This window comes from Flavilitoribacter nigricans DSM 23189 = NBRC 102662 (genome assembly GCF_002646595.1).
GTDB lineage: Bacteria > Bacteroidota > Bacteroidia > Chitinophagales > Saprospiraceae > Flavilitoribacter > Flavilitoribacter nigricans.
The window spans coordinates 1-24,438 of sequence record NZ_PDUD01000047.1; the positions used below are offsets into that span (position 1 = coordinate 1).

General features: G+C 51.8%; 21 protein-coding genes. 11 read left to right on the forward strand and 10 right to left on the reverse strand.

What is annotated here, in order from left to right:
- Positions 1-448: 448 nt before the first annotated feature.
- Both CRP01_RS34455 and CRP01_RS34460 read right to left on the reverse strand, forming a co-directional pair.
- Positions 449-1,381, reverse strand: coding sequence for a mechanosensitive ion channel family protein (locus tag CRP01_RS34455; RefSeq protein WP_099154637.1), 933 nt, complete (start codon positions 1,379-1,381; stop codon positions 449-451).
- 354 nt (positions 1,382-1,735) lie between these two features.
- Positions 1,736-2,263, reverse strand: coding sequence for an RNA polymerase sigma factor (locus tag CRP01_RS34460; protein WP_099154638.1), 528 nt, complete (start codon positions 2,261-2,263; stop codon positions 1,736-1,738).
- A gap of 496 nt (positions 2,264-2,759) precedes the next feature.
- Here CRP01_RS34460 and pdxH point away from each other — a divergent pair, with 496 nt between their 5' ends.
- The 3 genes from pdxH (at position 2,760) to CRP01_RS34480 (ending at position 5,874) form a co-directional block, all read left to right on the forward strand.
- Positions 2,760-3,407 carry a pyridoxamine 5'-phosphate oxidase gene (gene pdxH / locus CRP01_RS34470; protein WP_099154640.1) on the forward strand — a complete coding sequence of 216 codons (648 nt, stop codon included), beginning with the start codon at positions 2,760-2,762 and terminating at the stop codon, positions 3,405-3,407.
- Positions 3,408-3,483: 76 nt separating this feature from the next.
- Positions 3,484-4,032: a hypothetical protein gene (locus CRP01_RS34475; RefSeq protein WP_099154641.1), complete on the forward strand. Its 549-nt coding sequence runs from the start codon at positions 3,484-3,486 to the stop codon at positions 4,030-4,032.
- Positions 4,033-4,104: 72 nt separating this feature from the next.
- The gene (locus tag CRP01_RS34480; protein ID WP_099154642.1) at positions 4,105-5,874 is read left to right on the forward strand and encodes an acyl-CoA dehydrogenase; all 1,770 of its coding nucleotides are present in this window, start codon (positions 4,105-4,107) and stop codon (positions 5,872-5,874) included.
- Between the two features lie 49 nt (positions 5,875-5,923).
- Here the strand turns inward: CRP01_RS34480 and CRP01_RS34485 are convergent, their stop codons facing one another.
- From CRP01_RS34485 to CRP01_RS34515, 7 genes are all read right to left on the reverse strand, one after another.
- Positions 5,924-7,222: an MFS transporter gene (locus tag CRP01_RS34485; protein WP_099154643.1), complete on the reverse strand. Its 1,299-nt coding sequence runs from the start codon at positions 7,220-7,222 to the stop codon at positions 5,924-5,926.
- Between the two features lie 80 nt (positions 7,223-7,302).
- Complete coding sequence (locus tag CRP01_RS34490; RefSeq protein ID WP_099154699.1) at positions 7,303-8,169, reverse strand: amidohydrolase family protein; 867 nt, start codon at positions 8,167-8,169, stop codon at positions 7,303-7,305.
- A gap of 284 nt (positions 8,170-8,453) precedes the next feature.
- Positions 8,454-9,560 (reverse strand): 5-methyltetrahydropteroyltriglutamate--homocysteine S-methyltransferase, encoded by a 1,107-nt coding sequence (locus CRP01_RS34495; RefSeq protein ID WP_099154644.1) that lies wholly within the window; start codon positions 9,558-9,560, stop codon positions 8,454-8,456.
- 87 nt (positions 9,561-9,647) lie between these two features.
- Entirely contained in the window at positions 9,648-10,415 is a 768-nt protein-coding gene (locus CRP01_RS34500; RefSeq protein ID WP_099154645.1) for an SDR family NAD(P)-dependent oxidoreductase, read from the reverse strand.
- Positions 10,399-12,288, reverse strand: a complete 1,890-nt coding sequence (locus tag CRP01_RS34505) for a feruloyl-CoA synthase (RefSeq protein ID WP_222845883.1) — start codon at positions 12,286-12,288, stop codon at positions 10,399-10,401. The genes CRP01_RS34500 and CRP01_RS34505 overlap by 17 nt, the downstream gene beginning before the upstream one ends.
- A complete protein-coding gene (locus CRP01_RS34510; RefSeq protein WP_099154646.1) occupies positions 12,285-13,079 on the reverse strand; it encodes a crotonase/enoyl-CoA hydratase family protein in 795 nt (264 codons plus the stop codon). The genes CRP01_RS34505 and CRP01_RS34510 overlap by 4 nt, the downstream gene beginning before the upstream one ends.
- Before the next feature lie 2 nt (positions 13,080-13,081).
- Positions 13,082-13,987 carry a helix-turn-helix domain-containing protein gene (locus CRP01_RS34515; RefSeq protein WP_099154647.1) on the reverse strand — a complete coding sequence of 302 codons (906 nt, stop codon included), beginning with the start codon at positions 13,985-13,987 and terminating at the stop codon, positions 13,082-13,084.
- 222 nt (positions 13,988-14,209) lie between these two features.
- On the opposite strand from CRP01_RS34515, the gene pcaH reads away from it, so the two are divergent.
- The 5 genes from pcaH (at position 14,210) to CRP01_RS34540 (ending at position 21,169) form a co-directional block, all read left to right on the forward strand.
- Entirely contained in the window at positions 14,210-14,896 is a 687-nt protein-coding gene (gene pcaH, locus CRP01_RS34520; RefSeq protein ID WP_099154648.1) for a protocatechuate 3,4-dioxygenase subunit beta, read from the forward strand.
- A 130-nt stretch (positions 14,897-15,026) separates the two neighbouring features.
- Complete coding sequence (gene pcaG / locus CRP01_RS34525; protein WP_099154649.1) at positions 15,027-15,611, forward strand: protocatechuate 3,4-dioxygenase subunit alpha; 585 nt, start codon at positions 15,027-15,029, stop codon at positions 15,609-15,611.
- A gap of 44 nt (positions 15,612-15,655) precedes the next feature.
- On the forward strand, positions 15,656-16,918 hold the full coding sequence (gene pcaB, locus CRP01_RS34530) for a 3-carboxy-cis,cis-muconate cycloisomerase (protein WP_099154650.1): 1,263 nt from the start codon (positions 15,656-15,658) through the stop codon (positions 16,916-16,918).
- A gap of 170 nt (positions 16,919-17,088) precedes the next feature.
- Positions 17,089-17,538: a hypothetical protein gene (locus tag CRP01_RS34535; RefSeq protein ID WP_099154651.1), complete on the forward strand. Its 450-nt coding sequence runs from the start codon at positions 17,089-17,091 to the stop codon at positions 17,536-17,538.
- Between the two features lies 1 nt (position 17,539).
- Complete coding sequence (locus CRP01_RS34540) at positions 17,540-21,169, forward strand: DUF4132 domain-containing protein (RefSeq protein ID WP_099154652.1); 3,630 nt, start codon at positions 17,540-17,542, stop codon at positions 21,167-21,169.
- Positions 21,170-21,294: 125 nt separating this feature from the next.
- On the opposite strand, the gene CRP01_RS34545 is transcribed toward CRP01_RS34540, so the two are convergent.
- On the reverse strand, positions 21,295-21,708 hold the full coding sequence (locus CRP01_RS34545; protein ID WP_099154653.1) for a BrxA/BrxB family bacilliredoxin: 414 nt from the start codon (positions 21,706-21,708) through the stop codon (positions 21,295-21,297).
- Between the two features lie 177 nt (positions 21,709-21,885).
- Here CRP01_RS34545 and CRP01_RS34550 point away from each other — a divergent pair, with 177 nt between their 5' ends.
- From CRP01_RS34550 to CRP01_RS34560, 3 genes are all read left to right on the forward strand, one after another.
- A complete protein-coding gene (locus CRP01_RS34550; RefSeq protein WP_099154654.1) occupies positions 21,886-22,281 on the forward strand; it encodes a hypothetical protein in 396 nt (131 codons plus the stop codon).
- Between the two features lie 105 nt (positions 22,282-22,386).
- Entirely contained in the window at positions 22,387-23,280 is an 894-nt protein-coding gene (locus tag CRP01_RS34555) for a DUF5777 family beta-barrel protein (RefSeq protein ID WP_099154701.1), read from the forward strand.
- A gap of 63 nt (positions 23,281-23,343) precedes the next feature.
- Entirely contained in the window at positions 23,344-24,402 is a 1,059-nt protein-coding gene (locus tag CRP01_RS34560) for a c-type cytochrome (RefSeq protein ID WP_099154655.1), read from the forward strand.
- Positions 24,403-24,438 lie beyond the last annotated feature (36 nt).

Consider the following 24,438-nt stretch of genomic DNA (forward strand, 5'->3'; position numbering starts at 1 on the left):
AGTGTTTTGATTTGAGTTGCAAAATCCGCTAAAATCCACGCAAGTGTATGAATAACAGCTACTTAAACAAAAAATCGCAGTTTTTTGAAGGTGAGCCTTTTGTTTTTAGCCCCTTACATTATTGCTTACCAAAGGATTATCATCCGATGGAAATAAACTATACGGATTTCCCCCCCCCTTGCCGAGATAAGTATTTCCATTACAACAAGCGTATAATTTCGTTTTCGAAATATAAAGATAATAATTGGGTGAGTGTTTGTTCATAGTTTATTACACCCCCGTATTTGGCGGGGGTTTTTTAAAACTTTGTCAACAGTCCATACCAATATAAGCTGGAGAAAATAATTTCTCCGGATTTTAAAGATCTAAGTGTTGTTCATAGTGTTTGTTTATTCCAGTCCCAACTTCAGGTTGGGACTTTTTTTATTTCAGGGCAGCACAGTATCATCTAATCGGTCCCATTCCCATTACCTTTTTCCAGCCAACCGGCAGAGATCACTTCATTTAATTTTTCACCTCCCTTAATCCCGAAATCCAGCGTGCGGATCGGGAACGGAATAGTAATATCGTTGGCATCAAACGCTTTCTTGATGGCGATGATCGCGTTACTCTGGAGTTCCATATAATTTTTCTGATTGCCCGAATTGGTCCAGAACCGAAGCGTGAAATTGATGGAGCTGTTCCCGAATTCGGTAAAAAATAACTCCACCGGCCGGTTGTTGTTGTAATCCAGATTATCCTCGATCGCCGAGATAGCGATCTGTTTTACATTTTCCAGATTATCTCCGTAGGATACTCCGCAACTCAGATCGATGCGCCGTTCCCCGGAAGTGGAGTAGTTTTTGAGCGGATTTTGGTAGACATTTTTATTGGGCAGAACGACCTCCTGGCCCTGCAGGGTCTTCAGTATGGTAGATCGCAAGGATATTTTTTCCACAACGCCGAAAAAATCATTGGTTTCCACCAGGTCTCCGATCTTGAAGAAGGTACGCATCGACATCATGATGCCGGCAAAGAGGTTAACGATCGGATCCTGCAGCGCCAGACCAACCGCCAGACCGGCAACCCCGGCGGTACCGAGCAGGGTAGTGAGCGCCGTATCCAGACCGAGAATACTCAGGACAATGAATAGAACGATCAGGAAAAAAAGTGCGGTTGCAATATTGGACAGCAGCCGGTTAACGGTTTCCTTATCGGAAAAGCGGCTGATCAGGCGATAGAAGTAATTTTGCATGCGCTTGGTCAGGTAAATACCGACAACAAGCACGAGAATAGCGAGGAGCAGATCGGGTAAATTGACGATCAGACTGTTGAGCCATCCCTGCAGCTTGGTGCCCAGATTGCCCAGGGATTGATTGAATTGGTCGAGGATACTATCCATTCTTATTTTGATTTACGTTGAGTGTGTTTGGGAATTATTAATCGGGCTGCAAACTTCACTTTTCCTTTTATACTTCAGCTATTTTTCAGTCCGTACCTTCCAGGTATGCACTTCAAAATGAGCTTCGTCTAAACAAAAAATTGAATGTTTTCGCCACAAAGAAAAAATCCCAAGCACACTCTTAATCCTATTTCTATTTCCAACAGTCATTTTGGAACGATGTTCAGCAAAAAAAAATGGGGCGAACCTCGCTTTGAGGCCGCCCCGCTTCATCTACCAATAAGAAACTTGGGACTATGATACGTGTATGTATATAGTTATGTAGGACATTATCCTTCCTGGATAATGGAATAGTTATTTGTTTTGGGAATTTTCGGTTTCCGGCATTCTCAGTGTGAGAATGGGATTATTCTGGATCAGCGTCAGCAGTTTCATACGTGCGTAGGCGATCCGCATCAGAACGCTGACGAAGGAAATCTCGAGGATATCGGCGATCTCCCGCATTTTGTAACCTTCAATGTAAAGCGCCATCGGGTGGCTGTATTTTTCCTGCAGCGTATAAATGGTCTTCTTGAGGTCCCGCATGATCCGCTTACCTTCGAAAGGCGTAAACAGGACACTCTGCCGGGTAGGAGCATCGAGTAGACTTTCGGTAAAGATCCGACCCTGGATCCGGGTGGCTACGAAGGCGCGAAGAAAACGGTCTAACCAACTGTTCTTCAACGTTCTTTCGTTGAGTTTTCGCCAGTAGGTACAAGCCGAGAAATGAGTGCATTGAAAATTTTCGCCTTTTTTTCGACAGGCGCAGAAGGGTCGCAGTTCTTCACTTAATACCGGCTCGTTCACCTTCTTCTCGTCAGCAGTCATTTGAAAGTTCTTCATGCTTTCGAATTTTTAGATGTTAAAAATCTAATACATTAAAGGTGTACAAGTTTTATCCGATAGATCTGTCCTTTTAGTTAGTTAATGAACTGGTGTCGTGTTAACGTGTTGGAATAAGGATGGCAAACGAAATCGTTGAAGCCCACAATCGATCGATTCGATCAGGGAAGAAAAATTAAGTGTATTTCGTTTTACCGTAAGCCGTGCTACAGCGTGATGGCAGGCACCTGTTTCAACAAGAAACTGTCCATAGAACAACCTGGTTTGGGGGCAGGTTCGTTCGTGAACAAAAAAAAATTAATTTTTCAAAGCGTGTCCTATTTCCTATAAAAAACAGATATATAACTGAAAATTTAGTCAATTTATTTTACTGGAATCGGAACAAAATCTACTTTGCAGATGCTAACCTGAGCCGTGTGGTCGCCGTCACCGGCGGATCATATCCCCCTCAGTTTAATGAGTGCGAAGATTGTAATATGAAGATAAACAGATAGTTATGTTGCTCAATCTAGGAGACTTTCGGGAGGATTATAATCGTGATGAATTATTGGAATCCCAGGCGGAAAAAGATCCCTTTCAGCAGTTCGCGAGATGGTTCAAAACCGCTGTTCAGGCGGAAATTCCCGAGCCGAACGCCATGGTTTTGGCTACCTCCACAACCAGCGGACGGCCTTCCGCCCGGGTGGTTTTGTTGAAGGAAGTCGAGTCGGAAAGTTTTGTATTCTATACCAATTACGAAAGCCGGAAGGGGCAGGAAATGGCCGAAAACCCCCACGCAGCCCTGGTCTTCAACTGGCTGGAACTGCACCGGCAGATCCGGGTGGAAGGACTGATTGAAAAAGTGCCGGCCACTATGTCAACCGAGTATTTTCAATCGCGGCCCAAAGGAAGTCAGATCGGTGCCTGGGCATCCCCGCAAAGCCAGGTGATCCCCCGGCGGGAAATTTTGGAAGAACAGGTCCGGGAACTAAACGCCGAGTACAGCGACGCGGAAAAATTGCCCCGTCCCGAACACTGGGGCGGTTACCGTCTTCGGCCGCATACGGTAGAGTTCTGGCAGGGACGTACCAGCCGTCTGCACGATCGGCTGCTGTATACCCTTGCCGGTCCCGGCGCCTGGGTAATATCCCGACTGGCCCCCTGATCCCGGTGCGAGAATAAAGGTACCAATGACCTGCCGGCGACCCGCCGGCTTTGTATAATCCAGCAATGATCTGCTTATGAAGATGCGCTCGTTCTTTTATCTGGGCGGTTGTTTATTACTAATCCTGACCGGATGTCGGGAAAATAGCCGGCTTATCGAATTACCCATTCCCTGTACTCTAACGGAAGGGAATGGACCCACCCAGCGGATCGTACTACCGGAATCCGAATGGGGCGTGGAAGTGCCGCAGGCCTGGGCGGTACAGGAGGTAACCAGAGATTCGGTGCGGAGTGTCGGCGCGGTGGATACCAGCTTACTGTATGGCGAAAACCAGATCCGATCGATCACTCTCACTACCTTACTGGAGCAGGTCCCGAACCCCGGAGCGTATATTGCTTCCGAGATCCAGGCCGTTTCGGCCCAGTACGAATTGGTGAATAACGGGTTTCAGGAGATCAACAGAATTTCTACCTACTGGTTGCTGATGCAGGAGCAGGAGGTGTACACGCTGATCTACTATATTTTTGGAAAAAACACGTATCTTATCAATGCTTCCTGTTCCCGTACCGAGGCGTACGAGGAGGAGCTTTGTGCGTTAATAGGATATATTTTTACCCTGCGCTGATTCCGGAAGATGGTCCTTTCCCGGGCTATGATCTGAGATCGCCATCGCAACCGTAGTGCCAATACCCAAAATATGGAACATCCTCTTTTCTCCCGCCAATTACTCAACTTCCTGTTGTACGATGTATATCGCGTAGAGGAGTTGTGCCGTCATGACTACTACGGGCAACACGATCGCGATACCTTCGAGTTCACCATCGACGCTGCTACGGAGATCGCGGATCAGCAGCTTCGCCCTTTCTTTCGGGATATTGAACAGCCCGAACCGGAGTTGTGCGACGGTCAGGTGCAGGTACCGCCCCCGGTGGCGGATTTTGTACGGACTTTCGCAGAGTCGGGACTGATGGCGTCCACTTTCCCTTTGGAGCTGGACGGGCAACAATTACCCAAGATCATCTATGCAGCCGTTAAGTACATTTCGATGAGTGCCAATAATAGTTTCGTCATGTATACCGACCTGTCGATCGGCTGCGCGAACCTTATCCTGGCTTACGGTACAACGGAACAGCAACAACGCTTTATCCCTAATCTGCTGAACGGACGCTGGCTGGGTACCATGTGCCTGACGGAACCCCAGGCAGGCAGTTCGCTGTCCGATATCAAAGCTACGGCCCGCCCGAACCCGGATGGTACTTATTCGTTGCGCGGGCAGAAGATTTTCATTTCGGCCGGAGACCACGATGCTTCCGAAAACATTATCCATCTGTTGCTGGCGAGGATAGAAGGTGCACCTGAAGGCACCAAGGGCATTTCCCTGTTTATCGTACCCAAGTACAAGCTGAGCGACCAGGAAACGCCCAATGATGTGCAATCGGTCAGCATTTATCACAAAATGGGGCAGAAAGCCACTCCGGCAATGCACCTGGCATTCGGAGAAACGGGCGATTGCACCGCCTATCTGCTCGGGGCACCCCATAAGGGCCTGCCGCAGATGTTCCAGATGATGAACAGTTCCCGGCTGGGCGTCGGCCTCAACGGGATCTCTATTGCCTCGGCTGCTTACCAGACCGCGCTGCAGTACGCCCGCGAGCGACCACAGGGGCGAAGCCTGAAAACCGGAGCGCCCGTGCGGATCATTGAGCATCCGGACGTTCGCCGGATGTTGCTTACCCAGAAAGTCATTGTCGAGGGAGGACTGGCGTTCCATCTGCAGTGCTATTACTATCTGGATCAGTTGAAGGTGAGCCGGGATCCGGACGAAAAGAAGCGCTACCACGCCCTGCTGGAGTTGCTGACCCCGGTGGCCAAAACCTATGGCGCCGAAGAGGGGAACCGATCGGTCAATCTGGGGATGCAGGTGCTGGGCGGCTACGGTTATACGGAAGATTTTACCCTGGAGCAGATGGCCCGCGATGTCCGCATCAGCAGCATCTACGAAGGTACCACGGGTATCCAGTCGCTGGCCTTACTCGGCCGGGAGGTAGTTAGAAATAACGGAGCCGCTCTGGCCTACTGGAAGGAAGAGGTGAACGCAACCCGCAAGCAGGCCTCTACGATACCGGAAATAAGCGGACTGGCAGGGCGTTTGCAGGAAGAGATGGACCGGTTTGAACGCACCACCGGAGGACTCCTTAAGCTGGCCGCAACCGGTAAAACGGAAGCCTTTTTGGCCGATGCCACCCTGTATATGGAATATTTCGGACTGGTAAACGTAGCCTGGCAATGGCTGAAAATGGCCGCTGCTGCCTTGGAAAAGCCGGCCGACGACTGGAATGCTTCCATGGTGCACGCTGCCCGCTTCTTCTATCGCTATGAACTGGGCCGCTGCCTGCATCTGGCTCAGATACTCGATAACCGTGATCCACTGACCATGGCTGATCAGCAGCCGGACCCATTTGTCTAATTATCCCGTTCAGTCTGCATCAATATTTTACCATACATCGGTAGGTTCCTCAACTGATCTTTTTCGAAGAGATCCGCATGGTCATAATGCCGGCCAGCACGGTGGGTATGGCGTATACCAGAAAATTAGTGGACATACTCAGTCCCATGCCGATCAATATCCCTCCGACCGCCGGCCCGATGATACCACCCAGTCGGCCGATGCCGATGGACCATCCGACACCGGTGGTGCGAAATTCGGTAGGATACATCCTGGCCGCCACCGCGTACAGACCCACAAAACCACCCTGGATACCGAAACCCAATAATCCGAAAACGAGCAACAAAACATCCGATCCGACAAAAAAGCGGAAGATCGCCATCAGGACCGCCGTGAGGATCAGGAAAATACCAATGGTGCGTTTCAGTCCGTAACGGCTGGAGAAATAGCCCTGCAGGACGATCCCGAATACGGCCCCGACGTTGAAAACGGTACCGGCGTAAATGGCCAATTCCAAAGAAAGACCGGCATTGGTGGCCAGTTTCGGTATCCAGCTCGTCAGAAAATAAAGGGTAGCAAAGGCCAGGAACAGGGCGAACCAAAGCTGGAAGGTCGGTAAGCGATAATCACTGTGCAAGAGGGATCGTACTGGAATGGCCGCCTGTTTTGCGGCCTGGGGCGGTAGAGCACTCAGCGGTTCAACGCCCATCTGGATCAGTATCTTATTGGCTTTGGCAAGTGCATCCTTAGGGTGCCGTCGCAGATAAAAATCCAGTGATTCGGACAGAAAGAAATAGATCATCGGGATGGTAACAAAGGATGCGATCCCGGCGATCTGATACATGACCGGCCAGCCGTAGGCGGGTACCACCCGCGCCGCAACTATCCCCGAGAGTACCGCTCCCACCGGATAACCCGAGATCACGAAACTCACCCAGAAATCACGGGTCTTATTGGGCGTATACTCCGCCGCTAAGGCCGCTGTACTGGCCAACATACTGCCGATGCCCAGACCGCTGATAAAACGGTAGACCATCAACTGTCCGACCGACTGGGCAAAGGAGGTGAGGAAGATACTAATACCCATCAGCAGCGCACTGATCAGGATCATATTTTTCCGTCCGATCTTATCGGCGTAGGGCGCCAGCAGGAGCGCTCCGAAGGTCATCCCGAACAGGCCCATGCTGAAAACGATGCCCAGCGCTTCCGGGCTTACCGCCCAGGTATCGGCAATTGCGGGCGCGGTATAGGAAATGACCAGTACGTCCATGCCGTCGAGCATATTCATCAGAAAGCAGACGAATATCGTGGCGTACTGGAGCCCGGTCAGGGGGCGATCGTCGATTACTGTTTTGGCGTTGAATTCCATGGTTGTTTTTTGGTGAGAGGTGTCAGGATTTGGGTGTCAGGAATCAGGTGTCAGGAGAGAGGTGTCAGGGGTCAGGGGTTTTAGGTCAGGCCCAGCATTTTGATGGCGTTCTCTTTCATGATCAGGGGTTTGACCTCTTCCCGGAAATCGGCGTCTTCGAAATCCCGTATCCAGCGATCCGGGGTGATGAGTGGGAAATCGGTTCCGAATAGCATGCGGTCTTTCAGTAGCGTATTGGCGTACTGTACGAGTTGTTTGGGAAAGTATTTGGGCGACCAGCCGCTCAGGTCGATATAGATGTTGGGTTTGTGCATGGCAACGGAGAGGGCTTCGTCCTGCCAGGGCCAGCTCGGATGGGCGATAATGATCGGCGAATCGGGAAAATCGATCGCTACGTCATCCAGGTGAATGGGGTTGGAGTATTCCAGCCGCAGGCCACCACCACCGCGCACACCGCTCCCGAAGCCGGAATGCCCGGAATGAAACAGCATGGGCAGGCCGTATTCGGCGATCACTTCGTACAGGTGGTACGCCATGCGGTCGTTCGGACGAAAACCCTGTACGGTAGGATGAAATTTAAACCCTTTTACTCCGTAGTTCTCGATCAGGTTGCGAGCCTCACGGGCACCCATTCTTCCCTTGTGGGGATCGATACTGGCGAAGGGGATCATGATATCCGCATTCTTCTGAGCCATCTCCGCCACTTCCTCGTTGGGAATACGTCTTTTACCTACCGCAAATTCCGAATCTACGGTGAACATGATAAAAGCGATATTCCGCTCCCGGTAGTAGTCCGCCGTCTCCTGGATAGTGGGCCGCTTGTCGGATTTAAAATATTTGGCGAAAGCCTCATCCAGTTCCGGACGGAAATCATCGTGCGGTTGCCGGCAGGAGACTTCCGCGTGCGTATGTACATCAATAGCGACGATCTTATCCAGGTCGATCATTTTTCGGTTATTTTGCTTTTCTAGAAATCCGGTCCGGACCGTTTCCACTTATATAGCTTTACCGGTTTGCAGGTATCGTTTAGATTATGCTCCGGCAGAAGATCAAAAGTGAAAACTGGTTTAAGTGAAAAAAAGAAACAAATCCACGGATACCTAATCTTTCCACGTTTCCACGTTTTAACATTTCCACGTTTCCACGTTTCCACATTCATACAGTAAAAAAATCACAATCAGTCCATTCCTGATCAGTAGTTTCTAAAAACCAATATGCGGCCTTTAACCAATCAAGGAGTACCCCAGACTTTCAGCGCCGTATTCACCACCAATTCCATTTTCCGCCACTGGTCATCGTGGGTCAGATCATTGCCGTGGTGCGTGGAGGAAAAGCCGCACTGCGGACTGATACACATATTTTCCAGAGGCATATACCGGGCGGCCTCATCGATCCGGCGACGCAGGTCATCTATATCTTCCAGCTCGCGGACCTTGGACGAGATGATCCCCAGTACCACCATTTTATTTTCGGGAACAAAGCGCAGGGGCGTAAAATCACCGGAACGTTCGTCGTCGTATTCCAGGAAGTAGGCATCCACATTGATGTTGTTGAAAAGTACCTCCGCTACGGGTTCGTAGCCTCCTTCGGCAAACCAGGTGCTGCGGTAATTGCCCCGGCACAGGTGGATCCCCACCGTGAGATCGTCCGGTCGGCCGTCGATTACGGAATTGATCAGGGCGGCGTAAGTGCGCGGTAGGTCATTGGGATCTTCCCCCCGTTCGGTAGCCGCTGCCCGCATTTTTGGATCACAGAGATAGGCCAGATTGGTATCGTCCAGCTGCAAATAGCGCAGCCCGGCGCGGTAGAGATGGTCGATCTCCTCCCGGTAAGCCCGGGCCAGATCTTCGAAAAACTGATCCAGATCGGGATAAGAATCAATGTCGATGGATTTGCGGCCGCCCCGAAAGTGGACCATAGTAGGGGAGGGGATGGAAACCTTTGGCGTTTCGGTCGCTACCGATTGCAGATAGCGATAGTCATCCACCTGTATATCCCGCACGTGCTCCAGTTTGCCGGTCACACTCAATTTCGGCGGTTTGAAGCCATCTTCCGCGACTTTGGCGTTCGGGTTGGCCTCGATGCCTCCGGTTACGGAAACGCCGGCCAGTTCTTTGAGGAAATCCAGGTGGAAATAATCGCGGCGGAATTCTCCATCCGTAATGGACCGCATCCCCGTGGATTCCAGTTTTTTGACCGTTTCGGCGATGGCGGCATCTTCGATGGTTCGCAATGCCTCGTCCGATAACTCGCCTCTTTTCCAGCGCAGACGATTTTCTTTCACTTCCTCCGTGCGGAGCAGACTACCGACGTGGTCGGCTCTGAATGGTGGGTTCATAAGTTATATTTTTCGATTGTGGTTGATCTATTTTAGAAAGTTCATGAATTAGATTTTGGACAATTGAAATTTCCAATCATCCGATAATCACTTTGGCCCCATCCGGATCCCTCCATCCAGACGGATCACGGTGCCGTTCAGCATCCGGTTTTCAATAATATGCCGGGCCAGGGCCGCAAATTCTTCGGCCTGCCCCAGTCTGGACGGAAACGGCACCTGTGCCCCCAGGGAGGCGCGGGCTTCATCCGGCAAATTGGCCAGCAGCGGGGTTTCAAAAATTCCCGGAGCGATCGTATTGACCCGGATTCCGATCCGGGCCAACTCCCGCGCCAGCGGCAGGGTCATCGACACCAGTCCGCCTTTGGAAGCCGCGTAAGCCGCCTGTCCGATCTGTCCCTCGTAGGCCGCTACGGAGGCCGTCATAATGATGGTACCCCTTTCACCGTCGGCCTCCGGGGCATTTTCCTGCATCCGGTTAGCGGTGAGCCGGATAAGGTTAAAGGTACCGACCAGATTGGTATCGATCACTTTTTGGAAGAGTTCCAGTGAATGCACCCCTTCCCGCCCGAGGGTACGGGCGGCCGGGCCGATACCCGCACAACTGATCAGTCCGTGGATAGGACCGAAAGTTGCAACGGTTTTATCCAGGGCCGCCTCGATCTGCTCCTCCCGGCGGACGTCGGCCTGCAACGGCAGTACCATTGACTCTTGTCCTGCGTTTAGCTCGCTATCAGCGGGTAGGCGAATATCCAGTACGGCCACCCGGGCGCCGTATTGGGCCAGCATTTGGGCAGTAGCCAGTCCCAGTCCCGAACCGCCGCCGCTGATCAGGAAAGTTTTATTTTTTATTTCCACGGGCTTGATCTTTTATGGTGAGGACCGGGATCTCTGCGTCTGCTCCGTACAAGAGCTCCACAAAGGCCGCCCGGTTCCTTAGCACCGCATTTTGGTTGATCGAGCCTTTATCCGTAAGTTCTCCCAGCGCCGGCGAAAGGGCAAAAGGAGCAACGATCAGTTTGCGGATCAGCCGGGAACTGCCCGTACTTTGCCGGGCAAAATCCTGCAGTACCTTGCCGAGCGCTTCCAGCAGTCGGGGATTATCCGCCATATCTTCCGGAGATCCTGCCGTTATACCCAGCTCTGATCTTAGATAGGCCGGTTCGGGAAAGACGATCGCGCCTATGTAATCGCGGTTATGGCCGGTAATGACCACATCCTGGATCAGCCCCCGGGCGGCCTGGACAAAACTACTGCGCAGACTGCCCACGCTCACCCAGGTACCGGTACTGAGTTTAAAGTCCTCGGCGATCCGGCCGTCGAAGATCATGCCCGCATTCGGATCATCCGGGTCGACAAACTCCAGCGCATCCCCGGTTTTGTAAAAGCCTTCTTCGTCGAAAGCGGCCGCCGTGGCTTCTGCATTTCGCCAGTATCCGGGCATAATATTGTTGCCCCGGTAGCGGGCTTCCAGTTTGCCGGCCACCGGTACCAACTTGAGTTCCAGACCCGGCACCGGAACCCCGAGCATGCCGGCGAAACTGCCGAATTGCGTATTGAACATGGCCGAGGGGCTGGATTCAGTGCAGCCCAGCCCGGTAGCGATCAGTAATCTTTTGCCGGTAGTCTGGAACGACAGCTCTTCCAGCGTATCCCATACGTGCTGGGCCATTCCCGCTCCGGCGTAGAACAGTAGTTTCAGTTCCGAAAAGAACCTTTCCCGCAGTGTCCGGTCGGTTTTCAGGTAAGGGATCAATTCCTCAAAACCCTTGGGTACGTTGAAATAGATGGTCGGCCTCCGTTCCCGAAGGTTGGCGATCGTCGTTTTGATGCCTTCCGGGGTCGGATTGCCATTATCGATATAAAGGGAGCCACTATTGTACAGAGTAAGGCCCAAATTGTGATTGCCGCCGAAAGTGTGGTTCCAGGGAAGCCAGTCGATCAATTCAAAGCCTTCCGTCATAAATGGGAATACCTGAACGATCTGCTGCCAGTTGGTCGTGATATTACCGTGGGTATTGATCACCCCCTTGGGTTTACCGGTAGAGCCGGATGTAAATAACACCTTGGCGATGGTATTCGGAGTAATATTTTCGTAGGCGCGCCCGACGGCCTCACTCACCTTAGTGGTTGCGATCGCCGCAAAGGCATCGGTTCCCATTGCCAAGGCCGGAGGATTTGTGATATAAGCCACCCTGGCCCGGTGGGGGATTGCATTAAGCGCCCGCTCAAAGACGCTGCCGTTGGACACAAAGATCACTCCCGGAGTCAGTGCCTCGATGGCGTGTTTCAGTTTGGTAAAATCGCTGGACTTGGTGGCGTAAGCCGGACTGATGGTCGAATGCGGTACGCCGATATGGAGCGCCGCCAGGGCGAATAACGCGTGCTCAATGCAATTTTCGGCCAGGATAGCCACCGGCCTTTCCGGAGAAACTCCCTGATCCAGCAACCACTGGGCGATTGAAAGTACCCGTTCCAGCGTTTCCCGGTAGCTGATGGTACGCCACTGTCCGGCTTCATCTCTTTCTCCGAGGAACACCCGGTCGGGCCGATGTTCGGCCCAGTGCAGTAAACGCGCCGTCATCCGGTGGGGATGGGGCTCCAGGCGGAGCGACGACTGCAGGTAGCTGATACCCGCCGGTGTCGTCCGTTTGCGAATGTCGATCTTCTGGGTAGGGATCTCCAGGAATGGAGCCTCTTTAAAGGCAGCGGTCTTGGTCGTTTTCATCATTCCCCTACTTTTTTGGCCCGGCCTTCCAGGAAATCCCGCAGCCGTTGTTTGGCTTCCGGGGCATCCTGGGCGATGGCAGCCATCAGGCTTTCCATGACCAGCGCCTGGTCCTGTCCGGCATCAACGATCCGGGGTAATACGTGGGTCAGGGCGTAATTGGTCATCGGTGCGTTACCGGCGATCTTGCCGGCCAGTTCCCGGGCAGTATCCATGGAAGCACCTTCCTCCGCCAGATATTGTACCAGCCCGATGCGTTCGGCTTCTTCGGCCCGGTAGACCCGACCCGTGAGCATCATATCCGTCATGCGGGCCAGTCCGATGAGTTTGGGAACCCGGACGGCGGCGCCGCCACCGACAAAAATGCCCCGCTGCCCTTCGGGAAGGGCGAAAAAGGTATCGGGAGCCGCTACCCGGATATGGCAGGCGGCAGCCAGTTCCAGTCCCCCGCCGACCACCGCGCCGTGCAGTACGGCGATGACGGGAGCGGGACCAAACTGGATCTTATCGACTACCCGGTGCCACATGCGGGAATGTTGGATACCCGCCACGGCATTGCGTTCCTGTAATTCGGCCAGATCCAGGCCGGCGGAGAAATGTTTCCCCTGACCGTAGAGAATGATCACGCGAATATCGCCGGGGATAAGGTCAAAGATCCGTTCTATCCCCAGCAGCAGTTCGTCGTTGATGGCGTTGCGTTTGGCTGGTCGGTTCAGACCGATCAGGAGTATGTCCTGTTCGACCTTTATTTCGAGGCTATCCGGGAGATTGAGATGCTGCCAATGGTCCGGCATGGTTATTTTTTATTTTTCTTTTTTCGAAAATCCTTGGGGCTCATGCCCGTTGCTTTTTTGAAAAACCTGCTGAAATAGTTGGGCTCTTTAAAGTCCAGTAAGTGGGCGATCTCCGCGATGCTGTAGGAACTGTAGGACAAGTGCCGTTTCGCTTCCAGAATGAGGTGATCCCGTACGACCTGGAGAGCTGATTTGCCCGCCACCGACTGACAGATCCGGTTCAGGTGAATGGGCGTCATCTGGAGTTCCAGCGCATATTCCCGGATCTGTTTTCTACTGGAGTTGGTTTGTTTAATGCAATTTTGAAACGCTTTAAAGTGGATGTAATTCAGATCGTGGGTAGCCGGCAACTGCGCCGGATGCTCCTGTTGTTTTAAGCGCAGGATCCGGATGAGCAACATGCCGAGCAAACCGCGTATGGTCACCTGTTGGCCCAGCTCGTCCTTGCGGAGTTCTTCGTCAACGGCCCGGCCCAGACTGAAGATCTGTTCGAAATCGGCCCGGTTGTCGGTTTGTTGGAACAACTGCATTTTTTCCAGATCGGTCAGGCCCTTAGGGTAGTGTTCCAATAGTTCCTCCATCAGTGCGTAGGAAATGGAAATAACGGTCCCTCTGGCCTCCCGTTCCTGCCGGAATTCGTGCACGGTATTTTCCGGCATGGTGAGAATGGAAGGTTTATTCAGTTCGACCCGTACGTGCTCACCGATGAAAAAGGTCTTCCCGTTCTCCATTAAAAAGATCTGAAATAAGTTGGAATGGATATGGGGCTTAATGTGCCAGTTGTGCGATTTGCCGGTGACTTCCATCTGATGGCAATGCACAAACGCGGGTGACAGCATCTCGCCGGCTTCACCGTATACCACATAGTTCCGGATCTTCAATTTTGACGGTTCAATTGCCTTATTCATAAAAGTTGACTATAAATCAAGTGAAAAATATTTTATCTAAATATTGGATGTTTGCTTTGTGCTATTAAAAAGAAACAAATTGACTATTTGCGCCTGATTATCCAAATATTTTTTCTTTTCCTTTGTATATATACCCGTTTAAAATCTTGATTAGTTGAATTTGCCAAATAAAGCATCAGGTTTGTATGTTTGCTTTGTGCTGTTTAAAATGAAATTTCAGGCATGAATAAAAGAGATTGGAATAATCATCCACCGCTGGTCTATCCGGACTATAAGTCGACGGTCGTCCGAAATCCGGCCAAACCTCTGATTCCGGTTCCGGAAGAGATGATGGACCTGCGGATGCCGGTTTACGGCGATGCGGTGATCGATAAACTGGACCACGACCTGACCAAAAATAGTATCGTCAACGGAGAGCCGCTGGGAGAACGCATCGTCATTCACGGTAAGGTGATCGACGAGCAGGGGAGGGGGATCCCCAATGTACTGGTGGAGATCTGGCAGTGCAATTCGACCGGGCGGTACATCCATAAGCTGGATCAGCACGATGCGCCGCTGGACCCGAACTTCGTCGGCGCGGGTCGGGCCCTGACGGACGACGCGGGCAACTACCGGTTTTACACCATCAAACCGGGGGCCTACCCCTGGGGCAATCACCCCAACGCCTGGCGACCGGCCCATATCCACTTTTCGCTCTTCGGACACCAATTCGCCGACCGTCTGATCACCCAGATGTATTTTCCGGGAGATCCGCTGTTCGCCTACGATCCGATCTTTAATTCTGTACCTGCCCACGCCCGGGACTTGTTGGTGGCGGATTTTAAGATCGAGCTGACGGAGCCGGGATTTGCGCTGGGATACGAGTTCAACATCGTGCTGCGCGGCAGCCGGCAAACTCCCTTTGAATAGTAAGTGCCGGCTAATGATGACAATGCTTCCAGGGAATTGACCATCACTGGAAGAACGGGAACGGTAGCTTGCATCTGGAGATATCCCTGTTTCCCGTTCCCACCAAAACTAAAGATCTCAATCAAAAGATATGAAATACAAACAGACACCTTCCCAGACCATCGGACCGTTCTTCGCCCACGGATTGACGGCCGAACAGTATCGCTACAACTATACCAGTATCGCCCATCCCGTAGTCGCCGATCATTCGGTGCCGGGGGAACAGATCATCGTGCAGGGGCGGGTATTCGACGGAGCGGGCAACAGCTGTACGGATGCCATGCTGGAATGCTGGCAGTGTGACGCGGAGGGCCGTTATTCCGACCGCCAGCAGGACCCAAAAGCCGGTGGGTTTAAAGGCTTCGGCAGAGTGGGTACCGGAATGAACGAAGCGGGGCGCTACGAGATCAGAACGATCAAACCGGCTTCGATCTACGGCCAGGCACCGCACATTAATGTGACCCTGTTTATGCGAGGAATGCTGAACCATCAATTTACACGGATCTATTTCTCCGATGAAGAAGATTTGAATGCCCGCGATAAAATGCTGAACTTGGTACCGGAAGACCGTCGCCAGACCCTGATCGCCCGGCGCCTGGAAATAGCGGGAGCTACCGTTTATGAATTCAACATTTATGTACAGGGAGAACAGGAAACGGTCTTTTTCGATCTATAGCAGGTAGTTGAGATGGCCGGCATCCCGCAACAATCACCGAAAAGATGTACAGTCAATATCTATCCGATCCCGAAATTAAAGCGCTGACGGATGATGCCGCTCTGGTCCGGCACATGCTGCGGGTAGAGGTCGCCCTGGCTCAGGTACAGGCCCGGCTCGGCATTATACCCGCCGATTCGGCCCGGGAAATTTCCGAGAAACTGACTGCATTTGAACCGGATCCGGCGAATCTCACTGCCGGCACGCTGAAAAACGGCATACCTACCATACCGCTACTTGCCCTGGCGAAACAACACCTCTCGCCGGAAGCGGCCGATCACCTCCACTGGGGAGCGACTTCCCAGGATATTATGGACACGGCCACTGTGCTGATCATCCGCGAAACCTCCGCGGTAATGGACGGCAGGTTAAAGGCGCTCATTACCAATCTGCGGACATTGGCGGAAAAACACCGGCAAACACCAACGGTGGCCCGCACCCGGACGCAACAGGCGGTACCGATCACTTTCGGCCAGAAGGTAGATCAATGGTACCAGCCGCTCGAAAGGCATCGGCAGCGACTGGCGGAATTGCGACCCCGCCTGCTGATCGTCCAGTTGGGCGGCGCGGGCGGAGATCTTTCCGCCCTCGGCGAACGTGGGACCGAAGTCGCCCGGGACCTGGCCCGGGAACTGGATCTCGGGTACGTAGGAACCTGGCACAGCCAGCGCGACAGCATCGTCGAATGGGGCTCCTGGCTGGCGCTGGTCGCCGGATCACTGGGAAAAATGGCCGGCGATATCCTGCAGTTGAGCCAAACGGAGGTGGGAGAGGTGCAGGAGCGAAGTGCGGGTGGCGGCTCCAGTACAATGCCGCATAAGAACAACCCGGTATTGAGTGAAGCGATCGTTGCTCTGGCCCGTTACGCCGGCCAGCTGAACGCCGGCCTTTTTCCGGCCTTATTCCACCAGCAGGAACGCGATGGAGCCGCCTGGATCCTGGAATGGCTGAGCCTGCCTCCATTGATGATCGCCAGCGGTACGGCGCTACGCCATGCACTGACGATCAGCCGGGAGATCCGGATCGATCCGGCAGCCATGCAACGCAATCTGGATAAACTGAACGGATTGATCTATTCGGAACGAGCCAGTTTTATCCTGGCCGAACGGGTCAGTCGCCGCGACGCCAAAGAACTGGTTGAGCGGGCGTGCGCCCTGGTACGAACGGAAGGCATCCACCTGAAAGAAGCCCTGTCCCGCGTCGCTCCCGACATCCGGGTGGACTGGGCAACCGTGTTGGAATCCGGAAATACAGCAGGCTTACAATAAGTCCGATCCCCACCTCTTCTCCGACTCAGCCTACAAAAGCTTTTCAAAAGTATTCCCCATTAGTTGACAAATTGACGAATTGTAATTATTTTGCGAAATAAGCTAAATTTGATAACAAATTGGCATAGTTTTGTAATCAAATAGTTGTCAAACTAAAGCCTCTGATGTAAATGATCAAGATCGCTCTCCGGACCGGCCATTATGAAAAAGCCTACCTGGCCGGCATTTCACGTTTTCATTTTACTTCTTTTCTGGATCTGGTCTGGGAGATCTTTGAGGTTCAACTGCCGGAGATCTTTAATCGGGAAGTACTCTGGGAGATCTTACTGGAAGACATGCGGGAACAACAACTGGATATACCCGGCGGTATGCGTCCGAGTGAATTTAGAGAGCTGTTCAATTATTACCTGTCTACTTACTCGCCGGATCTACGCCGGGATTTTGACCCGGAAAAATTCACTTATCTCTTACTGGCTTGTGTACACAATGGACGGATCATTCCGGTATTAGACGAACGCGTAGTGGACGACTTAAGAGCTCCTCTCACCTTGTCGGAAGATAGTGTACTATCGTTTGTCGACCGGAAAAAAATTAACACCATAACCTTTTCAATACTCTGATATGAAATTTTTTGGGCGCTTTTTTCTGAATAATCTCGGCGTGATCAAGTCGAATAAGGAAGCTGAAAATGAAGAAGCAAAACAGGATTACCGGGATCTGATCCTGGACTGGTTCAATCAGTCCGGCCTGAGTCTGACCGAATTTGAGACGGACTTCCTGGAACCAACTATTGAACTTTATCGCACATCCAAACGGACGAGCCATTATTTTGCGGTAAAACCGGAGGAGGCACAATCGAACTACTTTGATGCGCTTAGCCTCGTTTATCTGGCTTTTCACGATCCGAATGAAAGTTTTTTCCAAAAAATTATGATATGCCTGGATGATCCGGAAAACAAAAACAAATTCCCCAAGGAGTTTTTGTCCCGAAGGCACTATAAATCTGACTTTCCGGAACATTTACCTATTTGGAGAACCATTTTACAGGCATGTGGCTTTCTGGAAATATTTAATGCCCTGACTTTTAAAAAACTTCGGAGCAGGGAACGCAGGAGCCATATAGAGCGCGTTTTGCGCGAGGCGGTCTACTCGAATGGACCGGAGGTGTTGAAAGCGTGGCTGGACTATATCGATAATCGGGCTTTTTACGAAAAACCACAGATCTATCTGGACTTGCTCAGCAATGCGTACTTTCAAAACCCTGCTCAGCCTATCGCAGCATCTGCCGACCTGGACCAATACCTGATGCAATTAATAGAAAAGGCAGTCGAAGAGCACAATAGCCGGGAGGGATTCCGTTTGCATACAACCATATTGCGAGAAGTGCAGGAAAGCTTCCTCGAATTCCAGCAAGAAGAGATTTTTCGGAATACGCCATCTCAGAAAAGACGTTTTCTAAAGGTCTGGGACTTTCCCAAGGCGGTGGCCGCAGTGGAGCACTATACCGGTCGGGTGGAAACGCTCCTCGAGCACATCATGTACCTCACCAATCCCGGGTATTACTTCCGCGATGTGGAATGGTTTTACCGAGAATTATTCCAGATGATTATTGATGATCACCGCGTTTCCAAAAAGTGGATGAACGACCTCCTCCATTGGTTCCCGGATTGCCTAAGCAGTGTGGTTATTGAAAATGTACATCTTCCGCTGCTCCAAAAAATAGCGCCGGACATCCGGATGGGAACCGAACTCCACAGCAAGGTGGAAGAGCTGGTATTTGTCAAACATTTCAGTAAGGCCGGGATCGAGCTGATAAAAACCATTTACCGGGCGGCACCAGAAAAGGATCTCATCCTGGCTCATAAGATCCAGACGCCTCACTTTGGTAATTCGGATTTTAAATACGGTTATCATAACCTGAACTGGAATAGCGATAAAGGGAATTACACTAAATTAAAAGCCTTCATTGCGGACTTTAGCCTGATCGTCCCGACCGCCCTGAAACGGGTGGTCAGTGCCTACTCGGTGGATGATATGACGGCTTTTCAGATCAATATCGACGGGGAGAACATTAATATAAACTCAGCCGTTGTAGAAAACTTCAACGAAATATTGGAAGAAAAACAGCGCGCTTACCGGATCATCCCCATTCCGCTGCTTCCCTATACCCTAAGGGATAGCCGGGAATACTACGCCACAGCGATCAGCTTTTTAAACGCCGAGGAATTCAATTTTTTTCGCAATAACTATCTGGAGCCGCATTTTCCGGAAATTTCCGATTGCCGGATCTACCGCGAGATGAGTTTCCCGGATGGATCGGTACCTTCCTTTCTGGAGTTCAGACAGGCGGCACAGGCCAAACGCAGACAGACAAAGTCGTCTTTCGAAAAAAATGTAAACTGGCAATGGTTCAAACAGGATCATATCGACCAGTTGTCCGGTAAAGAAAAATGGTATCCGTTGATGGATCTGCTGATCACCTGCAAGGGCAGCAAAACACCCCAAAAGAAATGGATGGAGCAGATGAATAAAGCCATCGATGATTTCGGTCGGGATCAGTACTTTAAAGAACTGACGGTGCTCATTACCGATTCCATCCGCAAGGATTTCTGGTTTTTCGATGTCTACGCGCAGGCGCTGCGGGGCATTGTCTGGACCTGTACCCGCCAAAATCCGAATGACGTCTCCCTAAATATTGTCCGCACCATAGCGGAATCGTCTTACACCAAAATATCCGGTGTGGGCCCCAGATCCGGCCGAATGGGCAATTTCGCGCTGCAGGAACTGGTCAACAGCGGTAGCGAGACCGCATTCGGGATTTTGAATATCATGCGCAATAAAACGAAATACCAACGGTTTATCCGGGTGCTTGATAAGTATATGGAAAAATTCAAGGAGGCATCGGATATACCGGATGAATTGCTGGCCGATCGCTCCATTCCCCACCTCGGATTCGAGGGGTGCACCAAGACGATACAGGTGGAAGATTACCGGGTGGTGTTTGAGTTGAAAAATCAGAAGCTGGTCAAAAACTGGTATCTGGGAGATCGCAAACAACGGGGCACACCGGCCGCGATCAAAGAGCAGTTCCCGGCTCTGGAAAAGGAGATCGCCCTGGAGTTCAAACACACCAATGCCCTGGTTAAAGACCTGAAACACCGCCTGAAGACCTATTGGCTGTACGACCGGAAATGGTCGGCTCCGGACTGGGAACAGTATATCCTGGCCCACCCGCTATTGCACATGTGGATCGAAGGTATGATCTGGTGTAACGAAACCCAAGATAAACGATTTCTGGTGCTGGGCGATCAAAAGATCGACCTGCACGGGCAAGCGGTAACAGTAGAAAAAACAGATGTCATTTCCTTTTGGCATCCGGTAGAAGCCGCTAGTGCAGAGCTAACTGCCTGGCAGCAAAAAATACTGGAGGAGAAGATCCCACAGGCCGAAAGGCAGGCCTATCGGGAGCACTATCCTTTTTCCGACCGGGAATTATCCCTGACGGCCACGCCCCGGTTCGCCGGTCATTTCCTGGAAGTACGCAAACTCATGGCCATTGCCAACGCGGCGGGCTGGATATTTACCTACGTCCACGAGGACGTGAACTGGCCGAGGGTGTTCATTAAAGATCTGAACCTGACGGCTCACTTTAAATGTGATTACAGCCGATTGGATTACGCCATACCGACTCAGGAATTATTCTTTACGGAAGGAGATACCCGCAAGATCACCTATGGCAAAAAACTGGAAGCGATACCGCTGTCGCGGGTGCCGGCCAAAACGAGATCTGAGATCTGTCGGGATATTGATCTGTTTATCGCCACTACCAGCGTAGCCATGAACCCGGCTCTGGCCGAAAAGGAACCAAGCCTCGGAAACTACCGGGATGACTTTCACAAGGGCCGGTTTTCGGATAATGCTGGCGCTGCGGTTAGAAAACAGCTTATTGCGCAGCTGATTCCCCGCTTGGGGCTCAATTCGCCGGGTTTCGAGGGGAATTATCTATTGGTAGACGGCAAGCTCAATCAGTACCGGATCAATCTCGGTAGTGGATTCGCCCAGATCCGGCAGAGCCAGCAGCATCTGAATCTGATGCCGGATATCCAGTCGGTCCGAAAAGACCGCCGGGTACAGTTACCGTTCAAAGATGACGACACGCTGTACCTCATTCTGGCCAAGGCCCTGTTCCTGCAACGGGACGATGCAGTGGCCGATCCGGCTTTTAAAACCCTGGTGACGGGAAATAATTAAGGTGTAACCAAACGAATGGGTACACCTTAACATGCGAGTATATTTTCGGAAGATCAGCGGCCGATGATCACGATCGACCGGCCGTGTCTTCTTATCATCTGTACGGTCTGGCTTTGAGTCAGCGCCTAGCAGTAGCGGTCAAAAGCCAGTTTCAGGTTTTCGGCAATGATCTCCGCCGAACGGCCTTCGATGTGGTGGCGTTCCAGGAAATGAACCAGTTTACCGTCTTTGAACAGCGCGATGGAAGGAGAAGACGGCGGGTAAGGCAGCAGGAATTCACGAGCCTTAGCCGTAGCTTCCATATCCACACCGGCGAATACCGTAGTCAGTTTATCCGGCGTCTTATCGTTGTCCAGCGCCATACGGGCACCCGGGCGGGCGTTGGCCGCTGCACATCCGCATACGGAATTGACCACCAGCAGTACAGTTCCTTCTTTATCGTCCAGCACGTCGATCACTTCCTGGGCCGAAGTAAGACTTTCAAAACCGATATCTGTCAGTTGACGGGCCATCGGAGCCGTTATTTGTACAGGATACATATCAAATTATTTTTGCTATTATTTTGCAAATTTAAGAGTTTTTGTCGGGAAAGGACAAGGTAATTCCCGGCATTATCTATATACAATCTAAATCTATTTTAGTTGATTTGCAGGATCGAATGAAACATTTTAGCAAAAGATCGTTATAATCTTTCTATCGGAATAAATTTTTAACAGATGACCCAAAAACTGCGAACCCTGGCACTGGGGTTCAGTATACTCTATTTTTGTCTCCCTTCCTGTACCTCCGACCAACTGCCAGAACCCATGGTATTGGCCGTATGCGATACGCTCCAAACCTCTTACGAAACCAACGTCAAAGATATCATCGACCGCACCTGTGCGTACAGTGGTTGTCATATCGACGCTTCCATCGGCAATTATCTGACCTACGAAGGTATGCTGGGCCGCCTGCAGAGCGGTTCGATCCGCAACCGGGTGATCAGTCTGCGGGACGACCCTACGGTCGGTATGCCGCCGGACTACGTTCCCGGTGACCGGCCGAGTAATCTCACCCAGGAGGAACTGGAGATCATTCAGTGCTGGCTGGATGCGGGGTTTCCCAAGGAGTGAGCCGGATAGATGTCCCCGACGCTTAATAATGAAATGGTGCAGCAGTTTGGCGCCGAAATCCGGTCGAAGCCGGAAAACCGGGCCTTACCCAACAAACATAATAATATGATACGTCTTTTTACCCTCTCGTTCGTATTGCTCGGAAGCCTGCTGAGTTTACAGGCCCAGGATGCCGAAAAAGTATACCAAACTTTCAAGGATCGCCGCGTGATCAATACCCATTCGGTGGAAACCCTGCCGGCGCACAAACTGGATATTCGGATCGTCCACCGTTTCGGTGATTTCGCCGGGGATAACGGTGGCTACCAAACGTTCTTCGGTCTGGAAAATGCATCCGATGTGGTCATTGGCGGCGAGTACGGTTTTACGGACCGGTTTACCGTGGGGCTTTTCCGGGCCAAAGGTGCGGGGATCACTCCCGAAGGTAATTCCGGACTGCGTCAGCTGACCAACGGTATTCTGAAATACCGTCTGATGCACCAGACGAAAAATAATCTGGTTCCCTTCAGCCTGACGGCCGTTGGCGTGATCTCGTTATCTACCGCCAGTAAGATCGAGGATAATCCCGATCTGATCCGCAGTTTCCCCAAATTCGCCCACCGGATGGCCACCAACTGGGAACTGATCATCGCCCGGAAGTTTTCCGAAGGCTTTTCGCTGCAATTATTGCCGGCTTATACGCACCGCAATCTCGTTACCTTTGAGGATGAGAACGGGATCTTTTCCCTGGGCGTGGCCGCGCGCGTACAATTGAATAAGGTCGTAGGCATCATCAGTGATATGACCGTGCCTTTCAGTAGCCGGCGCTCCAGCGATAACGGTTATTATTTTCCGTTCGGGATCGGTTTGGAATTCGATACCGGAGGGCATATTTTCCAGGTGAATTTTACAAATGCAACCGGCGTAATGGAAACGGACTATATTCCCTACACGATCTCCAACTGGGGTGAAGGTCAGTTCCGACTGGGCTTCACGGTGTCCCGCTTGTTCAATTTGTAAAACAGAAGGCGATCCGCAGTCGGCAAGCGGACCGGCTGTTACGGATCCTCAAAATATATTGTCATGAGAAAGATCGTTCTATTCCCTTCTATTGGTGCCATTTTGCTGTTGCTGAGTTGGCTTTGGTCCCCCTTTACGCCCCTGTCGGTAATGAACGAAGAGAAACCGGTCGCGGAAGTGCTGGTAGAACTGGGGGACGAACCCCTGCCGCATCAGGTGGATTTTAGTATTCCCGGCGTATCGGTAGATGCCGGTCGGCGGCTGGTGTTGGAAGGTATCGGGGCGCGGAAAAACGGCAAAGCCAGCGGGCGTCAGAGCAAACACTTCGTCTGCACTTCCTGCCACAATGTAGAGCGGGAAGATCCTGATCTGAGCAAGGCCGATCCCGAAGCCCGTCTACCGTACGTACAATCCAAAGGATTGCCTTTTCTCCAGGGCTCGGCTTTGTACGGGGTGGTCAACCGTACCAGTTTCTACAACGGGGATTACGATAAAAAGTACGGGGATCTGGTGCTGAAGGCCCGTAACAACCTGCGGGAAGCGATCCAGTTGTGCGCCACCGAATGCGCTCAGGGACGGATACTGGAAGATTGGGAACTGGAATCGGTACTGGCCTACCTGTGGACCATCGACCTGAAGCTGGGCGACCTCAACCTGACGGGAAAAGATATGGATAAGCTCGAAAGAGCGCTCCGCCTGAAAAAGCCGGACACGACGGCTACCGCGCTGATCAAAGAACATTATCTACAGGCTTCCCCGGCCACTTTTGTAACGCCGCCGGAGGACCGCACCGTGGGCTATACGGAGGAAGGGAATGCCGAGAACGGCCGCCTGCTCTACGAACTGAGCTGTCTCCACTGCCACGAACGGCAGCGCTACTCCTTTTTCGAACTGGATAACAGCGACATGAGCTTCGAGTTTCTGCTCAAACACCTGCCGCGCTACACGCGCTATTCGGCCTATCAGGTGATCCGTTACGGTACTTCACCGCTGAACGGCAAACGGGCTTATATGCCTCACTACACTTTGGAAAAGATGAGCAACAGCCAGGTGGAAGATCTGCGCGCCTACATTGAAATGCGGGCGAACGAGCAGGAGGTCCCGACTTCGACCGGTAAGTAAACGGAGCGATATGCTTTAGAGATACTAACTAGTGCC